Raw genomic sequence first — 16,085 nt, 5'->3', positions numbered from 1 at the left:
AGCAAGGCGATCGGGTGGTTCTGTACCTTCCCATGATCCCGGCTGCCGCCTACGCCATGCTTGCCTGTGCTCGCCTTGGCGCGGTCCACTCCGTTGTATTCGCAGGTTTCTCCCCTGACGCGCTTGCCTCGCGGATCAACGACTCGGGCGCAAAGATTGTCATCACCTCCGACGGCGCACCACGCGGTGGCCGGGTCACAGACCTGAAGGGCAACGTCGACAAGGCGCTTTTGCATTGCGACGATCACGTCAAATGCCTGGTGGTCAAGCGGACCGGCCAACAAGTAGCTTGGCAGCAAAACCGCGACATCTGGTACGATGAGCTGGCATCATCCGCCTCGACCTTCTGCCACGCCGCAGAAGTTGGCGCCGAAGACCCGCTGTTCATCCTGTATACCTCCGGCTCTACAGGCAAACCCAAGGGCGTGGTCCACACCTCGGGCGGCTACCTCGTGTATGCTGGCATGACCCACCAATACACTTTTGATTATAAAGAAAACGACGTGTTTTGGTGCACCGCTGACGTGGGCTGGGTCACGGGCCACAGCTACATCGTCTATGGCCCGCTGGTGAACGGCGCGACAACTGTGATGTTCGAAGGGGTGCCCACCTATCCCGACGCAGGCCGTTTCTGGGCCGTCTGCGAAAAGCACAAGGTGAACCAATTCTACACAGCCCCCACAGCGATCCGTCTTTTGATGGGCCAGTCGAATGATTTCGTCACCAAGTACGACCTGAGCGACCTAAAGGTGCTTGGCTCGGTGGGTGAGCCGATCAACCCCGAAGCGTGGAACTGGTACAATGAGGTCGTCGGCAAAGGCAAATGCCCCATCGTCGATACCTTTTGGCAAACCGAAACCGGCGGCCACTTGATCACCGCCCTGCCCGGCGCGACCAAGCTAAAGCCCGGCGCAGCCACCAAGCCGTTCTTTGGCGTACAGCCCGTGATCTTGGACCCACAATCGGGCGAAGAAATCACGACAACCGAAGCCGAAGGCGTGTTGTGCATGAAAGACGCATGGCCCGGCATCATGCGCACCCTATGGGGTGATGCAGAGCGCTTTGTGTCCGCCTACTTTGCTGACTACAAAGGCTACTACTTCACTGGGGACGGCTGCCGCCGCGACGCCGACGGCGACTACTGGATCACCGGCCGCGTCGATGACGTGATAAACGTATCCGGTCACCGCATGGGCACCGCAGAAGTCGAAAGCGCACTGGTCGCCCACGAAAAGGTGGCCGAGGCTGCCGTGGTTGGGTACCCCCACGAACTGAAGGGCCAAGGCATCTATTGCTACGTCACCCTGATGTCCGATGCCGATCCTTCGGATGAACTGGTCAAAGAGCTGCAAGCATGGGTCCGCAAGGAAATTGGCCCCATCGCCAAGCCCGACGTCATTCAGTGGGCCCCTGGCCTGCCAAAAACCCGCTCCGGCAAAATCATGCGTCGTATCCTGCGCAAGATCGCCGAGAATGAGGTCGACGGTCTGGGCGACACATCCACTCTGGCTGATCCGTCCGTCGTTGACGACCTGATCGCAAACCGCGCGGTGAAGTGAGATGGACGGCATGACACAGACATTGACCCGCCCCGTCACCCTGATCTTGCTTGGGCCTCCGGGCGCAGGCAAGGGCACCCAAGCGCGGATGTTGGAACAAGACTTCGGCCTTGTGCAACTCTCAACCGGGGATCTTTTGCGCGGCGCGGTTGCCGCCGGAACCGACGCAGGCAAAGCGGCCAAGGCCGTGATGGAAGCGGGTGAATTGGTCTCTGATGAGATCGTCATCAACATCCTGCGCGACCGGATGGCAGACGATGATTGCGCCCGCGGCGTGATCCTAGATGGCTTTCCCCGCACAACAGCACAGGCAGAGGCGCTCGAAGGGCTTTTGGCCGAGCATAACGCCACCGTCGACAGCGTTATTTCGCTCGCGGTGGATGATGCGGCCATGGTCGAACGGGTGTCTGGCCGGTTCACTTGTGGCGGCTGCGGCGAAGGCTATCACGACACGTTCAAAGCCCCCAAGGTGGCCGGAACGTGTGACAATTGCGGAAGCTCGGATTTCAAACGCCGGGCCGACGACAATGCAGAGACGGTCGCCGCAAGGCTAGAGGCATACCACGCTTCTACGGCCCCTCTTATCGCGTTTTATGACGCAAAAGGAACTCTCACAACGGTGGACGCCATGGGCGAGATCGACGCGATCGCCTCGCACCTGTCAACCATCGTCGGGAAAGTCGCGCGAGGAGCGAATTCGTAAATTCCCCGCGCAAACAGTAACCGCGCGCGTGGCGAGAGGAAGCCGCGCGAGCATCTTTTAACCAAAAAGGGAGTTGGAAATGGCTGATAACCAATCCGACAAAAACGCCTACTGGGCGGCAAACATCCGGATCGTGACATGGTGTCTCGTTATCTGGGCTGTCGTGTCGTTTGGCTTTGGCATTCTGCTGCGCCCGATGCTGTCTGGCATCGCCGTGGGTGGCAGCGACTTGGGCTTCTGGTTCGCACAGCAAGGCTCGATCCTCGTCTTCTTGGCGCTGATCTTTTTCTATGCTTGGCGCATGAACAAACTGGACGCCGAACACGGCGTTGAGGAGGACTGATAGATGGACCAATTCGTTCTTAACTGGCTGTTTATCGGGGCGTCCTTTGCTCTGTATATCGGCATCGCTGTGTGGGCCCGCGCCGGTTCCACATCTGAATTCTACGCAGCAGGTCGCGGCGTTCACCCCATTACCAACGGTATGGCAACAGGCGCGGACTGGATGTCTGCGGCCTCGTTCATCTCAATGGCGGGTCTGATCGCGTTCACCGGCTACGACAACTCGACCTTCCTCATGGGTTGGACTGGCGGCTATGTGCTTTTGGCTCTGCTGCTTGCGCCTTACTTGCGCAAATTCGGCAAGTTCACCGTGTCCGAGTTCATCGGGGACCGTTTCTACTCCAAGACTGCACGCATGGTTGCTGTGATCTGTCTGCTTGTGGCTTCCATCACATACGTGATCGGCCAGATGCAGGGTGTGGGTATTGCGTTCGGTCGCTTCCTCGAAGTGTCGGCAACCACCGGTCTGCTGATCGGTGCCTGTGTTGTGTTCGCCTACGCCGTGTTTGGCGGTATGAAGGGTGTGACGTACACACAGGTTGCTCAGTACGTTGTGCTGATCACTGCCTATACGATCCCCGCGATCTTTATCTCGCTGCAGCTGACAGGTAACCCCATCCCCGCTCTGGGCATGTTGGGTGAGCACACTGCCTCCGGTGAGCCGCTCCTGCAGAAACTGGATGGTCTTGTGACCGAACTGGGCTTTAACAGCTACACCGGCCACCACGCCGATACGCTGAACATGGTTCTGTTCACTCTGTCGCTGATGATCGGTACTGCCGGTCTGCCCCACGTGATCATGCGCTTCTTTACGGTACCTACCGTATCTGACGCTCGTTGGTCCGCTGGTTGGACACTTGTATTCATCGCACTTTTGTACCTGACGGCTCCTGCTGTTGGCTCAATGGCGCGCTTGAACCTGATCACGACTGTTTATCCCGATGGCACAGCATCCGCCCCGATCGCTTATGAAGAGCGTCCCGATTGGATGGCCACATGGGAAAAAACTGGCCTGCTCAAGTATGACGACAAAAACGGTGACGGCCTCATCCAGTGGTACAACGAAGGCTCCGATGGCTTTGCGGCCACCGCGGCTGAGCGTGGCTGGACAGGTTCCGAGCTAAACGTGAACCGTGACATCCTCGTGCTGGCAAACCCTGAAATCGCAGGTCTGCCAGGTTGGGTGATTGCCCTTGTGGCTGCCGGTGGCTTGGCTGCGGCTCTGTCCACGGCTGCGGGTCTGCTGCTGGCGATCTCGTCGGCCGTGTCGCACGATCTGCTCAAAGGTCAGCTAACGCCAAACATGTCCGAGAAATCGGAACTGATGGCAGCGCGGATCTCGATGGCTGTTGCGATTGTTGTGGCGGTGATCTTGGGTCTCAACCCTCCGGGCTTTGCTGCTCAAACCGTGGCACTTGCCTTCGGTCTGGCCGCTGCATCGATCTTCCCGGCGCTGATGATGGGGATCTTCTCCAAGCGGATCAACAACCGTGGCGCTGTTGCGGGCATGCTCGCAGGTTTGGTCACAACGTTGGTCTACATCTTCCTGCACAAGGGTTGGTTGTTCATTCCTGACACGAACAGCTTCACAGATGCAGACCCACTGCTGCTGACTATCAAATCCACATCCTTCGGGGCCGTGGGTGCGATGATCAACTTTGCAGTCGCAATTGGTGTGTCCCGTGTAACTGCCGCCCCCCCACAAGAGATCGTGGACCTGGTGGAAAGCGTTCGTATCCCCAAGGGTGCAGGCGCTGCGGCAGCCGACCACTAATCGGCCTAGGGGCCGCGACGACCATCGCTCGCACCTCCCGCGACGATGCGGCCCCTTCCCCAAACCAGCGGCGCGCCCCACACTTGAGGCGCGCCGTTTTATTTCCCGCAGGGCTGCATCATGCCGAACATTTCTTTTACCGAACTTGAATTGATGAACACCACGCCGCCTTTCGTGGGCCTACCCGAGGCCACAAAGCGCGAGATCGCCGCCAACCTGATGCACATGCGCTACGCAGCAGGCGCCACGATTTATGCCACCGGTGAAACACTGGCCGGGCTTTACCTGATTGCCGAGGGTGAGGTCGAGATCACCGATACGCTTGGCTCAACCATCTCTCATCTACGGGCGGGCAATCAATTCGCGGAACGCGGCTTGCGCAAGGACGGCACCGCGGTGACATCGGCACACGCCACGACTGCTGTGACGCTCTATTGCCTGAACGCCAGCGCATTTGCTCAGCTTTGCGCGACCCACCCCAACGCAGAGGCGTTTTACGCCCGCACCACGCCCGCAGGCCCCAGAAAGCGTGATCTTATGACCATGCCTGTTTCTGACCTGATGAGCCGCACGCCGGTCGCCTGTGGCTCGGACACAACGGTTCAGCTCGCGGCCAAGATGATGCGCGATGCCAAGGTGTCTTCTCTGATCGTGATGGATGATGGCGCACTTGCTGGAATCGTGACGACCAAGGACATGACGTTCAAGGCGCTGGCCCATGCCTTGCCCGGCTCAACCGCGATCACGGATATCCAAACGCCTGATCCACTCACCCTTAGTCCGACGGCTCTTGTGTCTGATGCGCTGCATTTGATGCTAGAGCGCAAGGTTTCACACCTGCCCATTGTCGATACCACGGGCGATGTCACCGGGATCATCACACAAACCGATTTGACACGGTATCAGGCGCTATCATCCGGGCAGCTGATCTCGGACGTGGTCCATGCGCATTCGGCCGAGGAAATGGCCAAGTCCACCGCCCAAATTCCGGCGCTACTGGCGCAATTGGTCGCCGCCAAGACCGAGCATGGCACGATCACGCGCCTCATCACCGATATTGCCGACGCCGCAACCCGACGCCTACTAGCGCTCGCGGAACAGAAGTTAGGCCCCCCGCCCGTGCCCTATCTATGGGCCGCGTGCGGCAGTCAGGGGCGGCAGGAACAGACAGGTGTGTCGGACCAAGACAACTGCCTCCTCCTAGATGACAGCGTCGCCCCTCCGCATGATGCCTATTTCTCAGAACTCGCAAAATTTGTCTGTGATGGCCTGAATACCTGTGGCTATGTCTATTGCCCTGGTGAAATGATGGCCACGACACTGCGCTGGCGCCAGCCGCTGCGCGTGTGGAAAGGCTACTTCGAAAAGTGGATCAGTAACCCCAGCACCGAAGCGCAGATGCTGGCCTCTGTCATGTTTGATCTGCGCCCGATTGGCGGCGATCCAGCGCTACTGGCCGCTTTGTTGGATGAAACGCTGCCCGCCGCAAAAGCGAACTCGATCTTTGTGGCGCAAATGATCGCCAATTCGCTAAAACACGCACCACCCCTTGGGCTGTTGCGCGGCCTTGCCACCATCCGCTCGGGAGAGCACAAGAACACCCTAGACCTTAAACACAACGGCGTCGTGCCAGTGGTCGATTTGGGGCGGGTCTATGCGTTGCTGGGGCAAATGCGCGTGGTGAACACCGGGGCGCGATTGATGGCTGCGGCAGACGCGAACCTGATTTCACCCGCCGGAGCCAAGGACCTGCGCGATGCCTATGACATGATCGCCGAAACCCGGCTTTTGCATCAAGCCGCTCAGATTGATCGCGGCGAGGCGCCCGATAACTTCATGTCTCCGAGCCAATTGTCAGACCTAGAGAGATCACATCTCCGCGACGCGTTTGTCGTGGTGAAAACAATGCAAAGCGCGCTCCAGTCCGGACGTGGCTTGGCGCAATAAGAAACGAAAAAGGGGAGAGTAGAGATGATTTGGGAATTGATCGCGATGCTGGCCAGCGGAGCCGCCGTGGCAGGGGTCATCATGCTGGTGCGGGTCATTGTGGGCAACGTCATCCCCCGCTGGGTCACGCCAACCGCTGCGGCCTTGGCCATGGTCGCCTTTTCCATCAACGCCGAATATTCGTGGTACCCCCGCAACCTAAACGCGATGCCGGCAGGCTTTGTAGAGATCAACAACCAGCAAAGCAGCGCATGGTACCGCCCGTGGACCATTGCACGCCCCTATGTTCACACGTTCATGGCCGTTGATCGGGACACAATCCTAACCAACCCCGCGATGGAGAGCGCAAAACTAGCCACCGTCTATGTCTTTACCCGCGATGCCCCGCTGTTTGCGATGCCCGTGGTATTTGATTGCGCAGGAAAGCGGCGCGCGGACCTGCCCGACGGCGCGGATTTGCCGGCTGAGGGCGATTGGCGCGCGCTAGCGGATGACGATCCGTTCCTGCCGATTGTGTGTCAGGGTTAAATCATGGGGCTCGCAAACCTCTCACTCCGGCTGCGCATTTTCCTCTTCTTTGCCCTGATGGCACTGGGCGGAATTGCGTTAATCACGGGCGGGTTGATGCTGGGCTATATGCGCCTTGCCCAACCAGAGGTTCTGTCGGGCTTTGTGATTGCAGGACTGGTGGCTGGGCTAGCGGTTTTGGGGCTGACGACATGGGTCTGGCTTTTGTTTGATGAAAACGTCGCCAAACCAGTTGAGGCGTTGGCCGCCCAGCTGCGCACCCGCGCTCATACCGAAACCAACCATGAGATGGACATCACCCATGCCCGTTATTTGGGAGATTTGGGCGGTGCGGCGCATGCAATGGCAGGCTCCCTTGCGGATAGCCGACAAGAGGTGACAGCGGCACTGGCGCGTGAAACCCGCGCCCTGCGCCGGGAACGCGCGCGCCTAGAAGCGGTGCTGGACAACCTGCCCGAGGCCTATGTGCTCTGCTCTGAAGACCGGCGGGTGGTGGCGTATAACGCAGCTGCCTCTGGGCTTTTGGTTGGCGATGTAGAGGTTGGTCTGAACCGCCGCCTGCCCCCTGCCACGGATCGCGCAGGCGTGCGCAAAATCGACCTGCCCGAAATTGGCACCGGGTACCTTTTGCGCTTGGGCGACGGGGCCAAACGCGGCGCAGGCGCCCGCGATTTTCGCCTGCTGGGCCGCCCGTCGCATCCGCTGAGCGAGGCGACCAGCCTACGCGACCTGGATTTGGTGGTGTTTGATACAGAAACGACCGGCCTATTGCCCGACGAAGGCGATGAGATTGTGCAAATCGCGGCCCTACGGGTGGTCGGGGGTGAAATCCTCATGACCGAACCGTTCGACACCTATGTCAATCCGAACCGCCCGATCCCTGCCGCTTCAACCGCTATTCACAATGTGACTGAGGCAATGGTCCGCGACGCCCCATTGGTGCGCGATGCCCTACGGGCCTTTCACCGCTATACGGATGGTCATGCGTTGGTGGCCCACAACGCCCCATTTGACATGGCGTTCCTGCGCCGGCGCGAGACGCAACTGGGGCTGCGGTTTGATATGCCCGTGCTTGATACTGTCCTGATGTCTGCCGTAGTGTTTGGGCAATCCCAGACGCACACACTGGATGCCCTTTGCGCGCGTTTGGGGATCGAAATCCCTCAAGAGGTTCGGCACACCGCGCTTGGGGATGCCCGCGCCACCGCATTGGCGTTACGGGCGCTGATCCCAATGTTAGAGGCGCGAGACATCACGACTGTAGGTGAGTTGAATATCGCCTGTGATCAACACGCGCGTTTGATCAAGCGTGTGACCTAAGGGGTTGCGCAGCCTGTTCAGGCTGCGCCTAAAGCGGGGGCGCGGCCCCCGCACCCACGAAGCGTTTTACGAACCAAGGAGGGGGCATTTTCAGACCCCGTCAATGCACACGTATTTTGTGTCCATATAATCTTCGAGCCCTTGGCTGCCGCCCTCCTTGCCCAATCCGCTTTCTTTGACGCCGCCAAATGGCGCCTCAACGGTAGTGATAAGACCCGAGTTCACCCCGATCATCCCGTATTGCAGAGCGGTGTTGAGGCGGAACGTGCGGGCCAAGTCGCGCGTGTAGGCATAGCATGCAAGCCCGTATTCCGTGGCGTTGGCCATCGCGATGGCCTCTTCCTCGGTATCGAATTTGAACACAGGCGCGAGGGGGCCAAATATTTCTTCGGTCGCAAATTTCATCGACTGTGTGGCGCCCGTTACGACCGTGGGCGTGAAGTATGTACCGCCATTGCCATGACGCGCGCCGCCTGTAGCGATTGCGCCACCTTGGGCTGTGGCATCGGCAATGAATTCTTCGACCTTTTCGACGGCATCCATATCGATCATCGGACCCTGTTCAACACCCGGCTCAAGGCCGTTGCCGACCTTCATGGCTTCGGTTGCTTCTACCAGCTTGGCGACAAAGGCGTCGTGGATGCCGGACTGCACATAGATACGGTTGGCGCAAACGCAGGTTTGGCCCGCGTTACGGAATTTGGAGACCATTGCGCCTTGGACCGCCGCATCAATATCCGCGTCATCGAACACGAGGAAAGGTGCATTGCCGCCCAATTCCATCGAGACCTTTTTGACCGTGTCCGCCGATTGGCGGATCAGTTCCTTGCCGACCTCGGTTGAGCCGGTGAAGGTCACTTTGCGAACCAGTGCGCTGTCCATAATTGCGCCGCCGATTGCCCGCGCAGATCCTGTCAGCGCGTTAACCACACCCGCCGGATACCCTGCCTCTTGGGCCAACGCGCCCCATGCGAGGCCCGAATAGGGCGTCGCGGTTGCCGGTTTGGCCACCACGGTACAGCCCACTGCCAATGCCGGCGCGATCTTGCGCGCGAGCATCGAGGACGGGAAATTCCACGGCGTAATCATGCCCACCACGCCCACAGGGTGCTTGGTCACAAGAATACGGCGGCCATTGACGCCGGCCGGTACAATCTCGCCCTTGGCACGGCGGGCTTCTTCGGCGAACCAACGCACGTATTGCGCGCCAATCGCGATCTCACCCATGGCTTCGGCCAATGGTTTACCCATCTCAATGGTCAAAAGCTCGGCGAGCGATTTTTGGTTATCCATTAGCGCATCGTGCAGCTTCCACAACAACCCAACACGGTCCATCAATGAGGTGGCCGCGTAATCCGCATAGGCGCCGTGGGCGGCAGCGATCGCGCGCTCGGTCTCGGCGGTGCCACAGGCGGGCACGGTCCCTATCACCTCACCGGTGGCCGGGTTCGTGACGTCAATGGTTTTGCCGCTGTCTGCCCCGACCCATTCTCCGGCGATCAGGTTGGCTTGGCGCATATAGGTGTCAAAGCTCATCGGGAGCCTCCTTTGAAAAACTGAAGATCGTTGTTTGGCGATAGGTGTCCCCTGGGCGCAAAAGGGCGCTGGGAAAACCGGGATGATTGGGGGCATCGGGCCAGACTTGGGGCTCTAGGGCGACGCCTGCGTGGGCCCCGTAGATGCGGCCCTCTAGCCCAGGCACCGAAACGTTGATCTTGGCCCCATCATAGACCTGAAGGCCCGGCTCGGTGGTGGTGATGTCCATCGACACGCCGGACAGACGCGAACGCAGGGTCCCGACCCGGCGGCGCGCCCAGCGCGTGGGCGCAAGGCAAAGGTTGTGATCGATCGGCCCCTCCCCGAGACGATTGCTCATAACACTGCGCGGCTGGCGAAAATCGTACCGGGTCCCGGTGACATCCGCGATCTCCCCGGTGGGGATAAGCTCCGCGTCGACAGGGGTATATTGCGCGGCATCGACCTGCAAGCTGTGGTGCCCAAGATCGCCGGACCCGTCCAGCGCCCAATAGCTGTGATGCGCTAGATTGCACAGCGTGGGCGCATCGCTGGTGGCGCGGTAATCAATCCGCAGCGCAGGACACCCATCATGAACAATCAGCGCATATGTCACCTCTGCCCTGAGCGCGCCGGGAAAGCCCATCTCACCGTCCTCAAGGCCAATAGTCATGGTCACCGAAGTGTCAGACAGGGCAATCGTATCCCAATTACGCTTGCCCATCGAAACTTCACCACCGTGAAGCGTATGCTCACCCAGATAATTGCAATCAGCCTGATAGGAGGTCCCGTCGATCACAAACCGGCCCCCACCAATCCGATTGGCAAAGCGCCCCGCGGTAGCCCCAAAGTAGGGTGAATGCCGCAGATACAGGGCGGGATCCTCAAACCCCAGCACAAGCGGCGCGTTGTGCCCGTCTAGCCGCAGGTCCATCAGAACCGAGCCCCACGATGTCAGCCGCGCACGCAGGCCGGCGTGGGCAATGTCATGTGTCGTGATCAAGCTGCCATCAGGGGCACGCGGGTCGGGCATGAAAAAGGTCCAAGGGCTAGGTCGTTGCACAAGTGATAGCGACAATTTCCACGAACAACAGGGGCGTTTTCTGTCAAACGGTCTTTGGCATCATGGCCCCTTGCCCCTTAGGTCCACAGCCATGCCGGTTCGGGCCGGTTGCTCAGCCGCATCGCCCACGAGGACGGATCAATAGCCATCCTTAAGTGTAACCCCAGACTTACCGACCTCAGCCAAGACCAGATCGCGAAAACGTTCATGCTGAAAATAGGTGGAGCCGTGGCGATCGCCGGCGGCAAGGATATCTTGGGGCACAGGCACGACCTCGCGCGTCTCTTGTTTGGTGGCGCGTGACGCTGCCCTTGCGCCAAGAAATTTCGCGGACTGGCAAAATTACGGGCCGAACAATCCTCTCGTTTCTGCTCCATTGTTTCAGGGCTGATGCGAAATCTCCCCTGTGTTGCCGCAGAATTGTCCTGCATCCCGCCTACGCTAGAGGCGCTCCTGCCAAGAGGGTCACACCATGCTTCACCAAATTTCTCGCCGTTCCGCGCACGCGCTTGCTGTGGTGGTGGTGATGGCATGCTCTCAAACCGCGCTGGCTCAATCCATCCAGACGCTAGACGCACCGTTCAAACGCATGGGATGGGAAGGCGTCGGTCGGCTTGATTTTGGCCGCGGGTTTTGCACGGGCACGCTCATCGCGCGCGACATCGTTTTGACGGCGGCGCATTGTGTCTATGACCACGTCAAAGCCGGGACCAAACTGCCCGAAGATTTGGTGTTTCGCGCGGGCTATCAACACGGTGCCGCCAGCGCGGAGCGACGCGTTGTGGCCGCCCACATCCCACAGAGTTATGTCCGCGATCCGGGCGGCAAATCGACCGCCGCAACCATCCCCCACGATATCGCGCTTTTGCAGCTTGAGAGTGAGATTTTCGTCACCAGCGCCTCACCTTTTCGGATCCACGCCCGCGCGAGCCAAGGCACTGAGGTGATGCTGGTATCTTATGGCAAGGGCCGTGAAGAGGCCCTAACTCAAGAACGCGGATGCGCGATTACGAACCGCTATTCTGGTGGCATCCTAGAGTTCAACTGCGCGGCGACCTTCGGATCGTCCGGAGCGCCGGTTTTCATAGAAGAAGACGGCAATCGCCGCATCCTATCGATCATTTCTGGCGGGACGCGCGGCGAGAACGGTGATTTTATCGTCTACGGCATGGAACTGACGGCCCCGGTATCGGACCTGATGGCCCAGCTCCGAGCGCGAAAAAGCCTGCCCCCGACATCCGAAGGGGCGCGGCGTTTGAGGGTCGGTGCATCCCCTGATGCAACGCAGCCCGCGGGCACAGCACACACCCCAAGCTTCAAGCGAATTCGCGTTGTTCCCGGCTCTTAGGGCCATGTTCATGCTTGATGGTTTATGCCCGACAAAACCATCCGCTGCCGCACCCACGATGCCGACAATCCAAGCCTTGGTCTTGGGCCGCGCATTGCGCATAAGGGGCGCAGCTTGGGCCGAATGAGACAGAAAAGGGTGCGCTTGATGACTTGGATTGCCGTTGATTGGGGCGGGTCAAACCTGCGGGCTTGGCTGATGCAGGATGATACCGCCGTGGCCGAGGCCGGGGATCGATCTGCCGGCGCGCGCACCCTGACGCGCGGTGCGTTTGAGCCTACGTTGCGCAAATTGATCGACCCGTGGCGCAGTGCATGGGGCGATCGCCCTGTGACGATCCTGATCTGTGGTGAGGCAGGCTCCCGCGAGGGTTGGTTCGAGGCACCTTTCGCACAAGCCCCCTGCACCCCGCGCACGCTGACGCCAACGCCTGTACCGACCCAAGATGCGGGGCTTCAGGTTTATATGATGCCCGGACTGTCACAATTGCGTCCCAAGCCCACGATCCTGCGCGGTGAGGAAACCCAGATTTCTGGGTTTTTAGCGTCCCATCCCACGTTCGAGGGCGTCATTTGTCTGCCCGGCACGCACTCCAAGTGGGCCCATGTCAGCGCTGAGGAAATTGTCAGCTTTGAAACCACTATGACCGGTGAAATGTACGACCTCTTGGCCGAAACCTCGATCCTGCGTCATTCCGTGGCCCACGGCGACCCAGATGGCATTGCCTTTGACGAAGGGGTGGATGTGACGCTTTCTAACCCGGAGCGATTGGTCACAGAACTGGCCGCAATCCGCGCGAGCCACGTGTTGACCAACGCGACCAAAACCGCCGCAGATGCACGGTTGTCAGGCCTATTGATCGGAGCCGAGATTGCCGCGTTGAAACCCTATTGGCTTGGCCAACAAGTCGCCCTTATCGGGCGGGAAGTGCTATGCGGATTGTACGCGCGCGCTCTGTCCAAGCAAGGTGTGCCAGCAGATCGATTTGCGGCCGGCCCCCTGACACAAGCGGGTCTCTTTACGGCGTTGGGCACGTTGGACTAGCCCGCATGACACACTCCAATCGCCCCGCAGCACGCCGCTCAGCATGACCGCGACCATCATTGATGATATTGTCTGTGATCTGGGTGAGGGGCCGCTTTGGCATCCTCAATTGGGGCAATTTTTTTGGTTCGATATTAACGTGATGCGGCTTTACACCCGCGACGGAGATGCCACGCGCCATTGGCAGTTTGACACTTCAGTCTCTGCGGCCGGCTAGCTTGATGACGAGACCCTGATCATCGCCAGTGCCAACGCCCTTTTGCGGTTCGACATAACCACGGGCACCTCAGAGGTCATCGCCCCACTGGAGGATGACATACCAACCACTCGGTCCAACGATGGCCGCGCCGACCCTTGGGGTGGATTTTGGATCGGCACGATGGGCCGCTACGGCCAACACGGCGCGGGCAGTATCTATCGTTATTATACTGGGGAATTGCGCCAGTTAGTGCCGGGCGTGACCTGCCCCAATGCGATTTGCTTTTCGCCCGACGGAGCATTTGCCTATTACGCCGATACCTCCTTGTCGCGCATCTGGCGACAGCGCCTAGGTGACACCCATGGTTGGCCCGCCGGGGCCCCAGTCGTCTTTTTGGATTTGTCGTCCCATGGGCTAAACCCCGATGGCGCAGTAGTGGATGCAGGCGGCAATATGTGGGTCGCACAATGGGGGGCCTACCGCGTGGCCGCCTATGCCCCGGACGGCCGTTTTCTGACGGCGGTGACTTTTCCTGCGGCGCTTATTTCGTGCCCCGCCTTTGGCGGCAGCGATCTGGCGACACTGTTCACGACGTCTGCCACCCAAGATTTGTCGCCAATGGCACGCGCCGCTCAACCCCAGGCGGGCAAAACCTTTGTCACGCGCGTGTCAGCCCGTGGTCAGCCGGAACACCGCGTTCGGCTTTAGGCGGGTGCGGTCATCCGAACGGCCATGTCGATCATCCGGTGCGCAAAGCCCCACTCGTTATCGTACCAGCCAAACACCCGCACCAGGCCGCCATCCGTGACAAACGTCTCGGGCAACGCGTGGATATAGCTTTCGGCGCGAGCGCGCAGGTCCGAACTGACCAGCGGCTTGTCCGTTGTACCAATAATGGGCCCGCTGGCGGCCAAAATCGCTGCATTCACCGCCTCCGCATCACAGCCCTTGGTCAGCCGCACGGTCAGGTCCACGGCCGACACGGACGCCACCGGCACCCGTACCGACGTGCACACGACCCGCCCCTCCAGATGCGGCAAAACCACATCAACCAGCCGTCCGGCCGAGGTGGTTGTCGGCACCATCGACAAGGCCGCCGCTCGAGACCGCGCCAACCCACCAGTCGGCTTGTCCACGGTGGGCTGCGAGCCAGTGTAGCAATGAATTGTGGTCATGGTCCCGGTTTCGACACCAAATGCATCATCCAACACCCGCACCAATGGGGCGACCGCGTTGGTGGTGCACGACGCGTTTGACACAACCCGCATGTCAGGGCGTAGGGCTGCGTCGTTTGCGCCCAAAACGACTGTGCCATCAGCCACCGCAGAGGGGCCGGACATCAGGACCTTGCCCGCACCGGCCAGCAGACCGCGTTCCACCTCGGGGCGGGTTTCGGCGTGGCCCGTGCATTCCATTACCAGATCAACGTCGCCCAACCGAAGCGTCCGAATGTCCGGCGTGCGGTGAAACGCAAACCGCCGACCATCCACCAAAAGCGCATCGCCCTCGACCGCAACAGTGCCCTTCCACGGACCAAACACACTATCGAACTCAAACAGATATGCGCACGTTTCCAAAGGGGCGATGTCATTGATGCCCACAACTTCAAGGTCCTCATCCCGCGCCAAGAGCGCCCGAAGGACCGAGCGACCGATGCGGCCAAAGCCGTTGATAAATATCCGAGCGGTCATGGAATTTGCCTTCGATGCAAGCGGGTTAGGATGGGTAACCTAGGCCGCCTCCAAGCCTTTTGCCAGTGCCGCAAGGATTGTATCTACATCTCCCGCGCCCAAAATCAGCGGCGGCGACATCAATAGGTTGCTGCCCGACAAGCGTACCATGACGCCAGCTTCATAGGTCGCCTCAAAGATTTTCTTAGCAGTGGCCACGTCTAACGGCGTCTTGGTCCCCTGATCCGCGACCAATTCCACCCCGCACATCAAGCCCGCCCCGCCGCGTACATCGCCAATGACCGAAAGCTGCTCTGCCAAGGATTGCAGTCCCGCAAACAACTGCGCACCTCGCGCGGATGCGTTCTCCATCACATTCAGCCGCTTCGTTTCCGCCAAACAGGCCAATGCAGCCGCCGCGCCAACAGGGTGGCACGAATAGGTATAGCCGTGGCCGATCATGCCAGACGCTTCATCCGCGCCTTCAAACACCTCTGCCATTTCACCCGACAACAAAACCGCACCGAACGGATAGTAACCGTTGGTAATCGCCTTAGCGGTTGTCATCATGTCCGGTTTCACGCCCCAGCGCCGCGCGCCTGACCATGATCCGGTGCGACCAAAGCCCGTGATAACTTCGTCAGATATCAACAATATCCCGTGGCGCGCGCATATTTCAGCCACGCCCGGCATATAGGTTTCGGGGGGCACAATCACGCCGCCGGCCCCCAGAACAGGTTCCATAATCATCGCCGCAATCGTTTGCGGTGTCTGCATAGTGATCTCTTCTTCCAACGCACGTAGGCACATCGCGCCCAAACGCTCGGGATCGGTCTCATCAAAGGGATTGCGATAGGCATAGGGCGCGGGCACATGAAAACAGCCGGGCAAAAGCGGCTCGTAGGAGGCGCGGAACAGCGGATTGCCGTTCACCGAAGCTCCACCAAAATGCGTGCCATGATAGCCTTTGCGCAGGGACAGAAACTTGGTGCGCCCTGCCTCACCGCGCAGGCGATGGTATTGCCGCGCAAGCTTGAGCGCGGTTTCCACACTGTCACTGCCGCCCGAGGTGA

The 16,085-nt window shown here is 59.8% G+C and carries 16 protein-coding genes; 11 read left to right on the top strand and 5 right to left on the bottom strand.

Annotation, left to right across the window (positions count from 1 at the left end; all coding sequences use genetic code 11):
• The 7 genes from acs to AC4GMC_RS12780 all read left to right on the top strand — a co-directional run.
• Positions 1-1,559 (top strand): acetate--CoA ligase (acs, locus tag AC4GMC_RS12810; protein WP_487877980.1); only part of this gene is annotated, 1,559 nt, incomplete at its 5' end.
• A gap of 1 nt (position 1,560) precedes the next feature.
• Complete coding sequence (locus tag AC4GMC_RS12805; RefSeq protein WP_487877981.1) at positions 1,561-2,262, top strand: adenylate kinase; 702 nt, start codon at positions 1,561-1,563, stop codon at positions 2,260-2,262.
• A 79-nt stretch (positions 2,263-2,341) separates the two neighbouring features.
• A complete protein-coding gene (locus AC4GMC_RS12800) occupies positions 2,342-2,605 on the top strand; it encodes a DUF4212 domain-containing protein (protein WP_487877982.1) in 264 nt (87 codons plus the stop codon).
• Between the two features lie 3 nt (positions 2,606-2,608).
• A complete protein-coding gene (locus AC4GMC_RS12795; protein WP_487879119.1) occupies positions 2,609-4,378 on the top strand; it encodes a sodium:solute symporter family protein in 1,770 nt (589 codons plus the stop codon).
• A gap of 120 nt (positions 4,379-4,498) precedes the next feature.
• A complete protein-coding gene (locus AC4GMC_RS12790; RefSeq protein ID WP_487879118.1) occupies positions 4,499-6,325 on the top strand; it encodes a DUF294 nucleotidyltransferase-like domain-containing protein in 1,827 nt (608 codons plus the stop codon).
• A 24-nt stretch (positions 6,326-6,349) separates the two neighbouring features.
• Positions 6,350-6,853, top strand: coding sequence for a hypothetical protein (locus tag AC4GMC_RS12785; protein ID WP_487877419.1), 504 nt, complete (start codon positions 6,350-6,352; stop codon positions 6,851-6,853).
• A 3-nt stretch (positions 6,854-6,856) separates the two neighbouring features.
• Complete coding sequence (locus AC4GMC_RS12780; protein ID WP_487877418.1) at positions 6,857-8,173, top strand: 3'-5' exonuclease; 1,317 nt, start codon at positions 6,857-6,859, stop codon at positions 8,171-8,173.
• Between the two features lie 90 nt (positions 8,174-8,263).
• Here AC4GMC_RS12780 and AC4GMC_RS12775 read toward each other — a convergent pair whose 3' ends face one another.
• The 3 genes from AC4GMC_RS12775 to AC4GMC_RS12765 all read right to left on the bottom strand — a co-directional run bounded on the left by AC4GMC_RS12775 (position 8,264) and on the right by AC4GMC_RS12765 (position 11,021).
• On the bottom strand, positions 8,264-9,709 hold the full coding sequence (locus AC4GMC_RS12775) for an NAD-dependent succinate-semialdehyde dehydrogenase (RefSeq protein ID WP_487877417.1): 1,446 nt from the start codon (positions 9,707-9,709) through the stop codon (positions 8,264-8,266).
• On the bottom strand, positions 9,699-10,721 hold the full coding sequence (locus tag AC4GMC_RS12770; RefSeq protein ID WP_487877416.1) for an aldose epimerase family protein: 1,023 nt from the start codon (positions 10,719-10,721) through the stop codon (positions 9,699-9,701). The genes AC4GMC_RS12775 and AC4GMC_RS12770 overlap by 11 nt, the downstream gene beginning before the upstream one ends.
• Positions 10,722-10,889: 168 nt before the next feature.
• Positions 10,890-11,021 carry a hypothetical protein gene (locus AC4GMC_RS12765; protein WP_487879117.1) on the bottom strand — a complete coding sequence of 44 codons (132 nt, stop codon included), beginning with the start codon at positions 11,019-11,021 and terminating at the stop codon, positions 10,890-10,892.
• Positions 11,022-11,223: 202 nt separating this feature from the next.
• Between AC4GMC_RS12765 and AC4GMC_RS12760 the strand changes: the two genes are divergently transcribed.
• The 4 genes from AC4GMC_RS12760 to AC4GMC_RS12745 all read left to right on the top strand — a co-directional run bounded on the left by AC4GMC_RS12760 (position 11,224) and on the right by AC4GMC_RS12745 (position 14,050).
• Positions 11,224-12,099, top strand: a complete 876-nt coding sequence (locus AC4GMC_RS12760) for a trypsin-like serine peptidase (RefSeq protein WP_487877414.1) — start codon at positions 11,224-11,226, stop codon at positions 12,097-12,099.
• 147 nt (positions 12,100-12,246) lie between these two features.
• Entirely contained in the window at positions 12,247-13,143 is an 897-nt protein-coding gene (locus tag AC4GMC_RS12755) for a 2-dehydro-3-deoxygalactonokinase (RefSeq protein ID WP_487877413.1), read from the top strand.
• Between the two features lie 43 nt (positions 13,144-13,186).
• Positions 13,187-13,360: a hypothetical protein gene (locus AC4GMC_RS12750; RefSeq protein ID WP_487877412.1), complete on the top strand. Its 174-nt coding sequence runs from the start codon at positions 13,187-13,189 to the stop codon at positions 13,358-13,360.
• Positions 13,361-13,375: 15 nt separating this feature from the next.
• On the top strand, positions 13,376-14,050 hold the full coding sequence (locus AC4GMC_RS12745) for an SMP-30/gluconolactonase/LRE family protein (protein WP_487877421.1): 675 nt from the start codon (positions 13,376-13,378) through the stop codon (positions 14,048-14,050).
• On the opposite strand, the gene AC4GMC_RS12740 is transcribed toward AC4GMC_RS12745, so the two are convergent.
• Together AC4GMC_RS12740 and AC4GMC_RS12735 are read right to left on the bottom strand one after the other, a co-directional pair.
• The gene (locus AC4GMC_RS12740) at positions 14,047-15,033 is read right to left on the bottom strand and encodes a type I glyceraldehyde-3-phosphate dehydrogenase (protein ID WP_487877411.1); all 987 of its coding nucleotides are present in this window, start codon (positions 15,031-15,033) and stop codon (positions 14,047-14,049) included. The two genes, AC4GMC_RS12745 and AC4GMC_RS12740, sit on opposite strands and share 4 nt — an antisense overlap.
• A gap of 39 nt (positions 15,034-15,072) precedes the next feature.
• Positions 15,073-16,085: aminotransferase class III-fold pyridoxal phosphate-dependent enzyme (locus AC4GMC_RS12735; RefSeq protein WP_487877410.1), on the bottom strand; the 1,013-nt coding region annotated here is incomplete at its 5' end.

This window comes from Thalassobacter sp. (assembly GCF_982993085.1).
The sequence above is the reverse complement of the archived record's forward strand: the minus strand, read 5'-3'. Positions and strand labels throughout refer to the sequence as shown.

What these genes read in the sequence shown, in the direction of transcription:
- AC4GMC_RS12780 (WP_487877418.1), top strand. Translation starts at nt 6,857, where the DNA reads ATGGGGCTCGCAAACCTCTCACTCCGGCTGCGCATTTTCCTCTTCTTT.
- AC4GMC_RS12770 (WP_487877416.1), bottom strand. Translation starts at nt 10,721, where the DNA reads ATGCCCGACCCGCGTGCCCCTGATGGCAGCTTGATCACGACACATGAC.
- AC4GMC_RS12760 (WP_487877414.1), top strand. Translation starts at nt 11,224, where the DNA reads ATGCTTCACCAAATTTCTCGCCGTTCCGCGCACGCGCTTGCTGTGGTG.
- AC4GMC_RS12785 (WP_487877419.1), top strand. Translation starts at nt 6,350, where the DNA reads ATGATTTGGGAATTGATCGCGATGCTGGCCAGCGGAGCCGCCGTGGCA.
- AC4GMC_RS12800 (WP_487877982.1), top strand. Translation starts at nt 2,342, where the DNA reads ATGGCTGATAACCAATCCGACAAAAACGCCTACTGGGCGGCAAACATC.
- AC4GMC_RS12795 (WP_487879119.1), top strand. Translation starts at nt 2,609, where the DNA reads ATGGACCAATTCGTTCTTAACTGGCTGTTTATCGGGGCGTCCTTTGCT.
- AC4GMC_RS12750 (WP_487877412.1), top strand. Translation starts at nt 13,187, where the DNA reads ATGACCGCGACCATCATTGATGATATTGTCTGTGATCTGGGTGAGGGG.
- AC4GMC_RS12775 (WP_487877417.1), bottom strand. Translation starts at nt 9,709, where the DNA reads ATGAGCTTTGACACCTATATGCGCCAAGCCAACCTGATCGCCGGAGAA.
- AC4GMC_RS12740 (WP_487877411.1), bottom strand. Translation starts at nt 15,033, where the DNA reads ATGACCGCTCGGATATTTATCAACGGCTTTGGCCGCATCGGTCGCTCG.
- AC4GMC_RS12805 (WP_487877981.1), top strand. Translation starts at nt 1,561, where the DNA reads ATGGACGGCATGACACAGACATTGACCCGCCCCGTCACCCTGATCTTG.
- AC4GMC_RS12755 (WP_487877413.1), top strand. Translation starts at nt 12,247, where the DNA reads ATGACTTGGATTGCCGTTGATTGGGGCGGGTCAAACCTGCGGGCTTGG.
- AC4GMC_RS12790 (WP_487879118.1), top strand. Translation starts at nt 4,499, where the DNA reads ATGCCGAACATTTCTTTTACCGAACTTGAATTGATGAACACCACGCCG.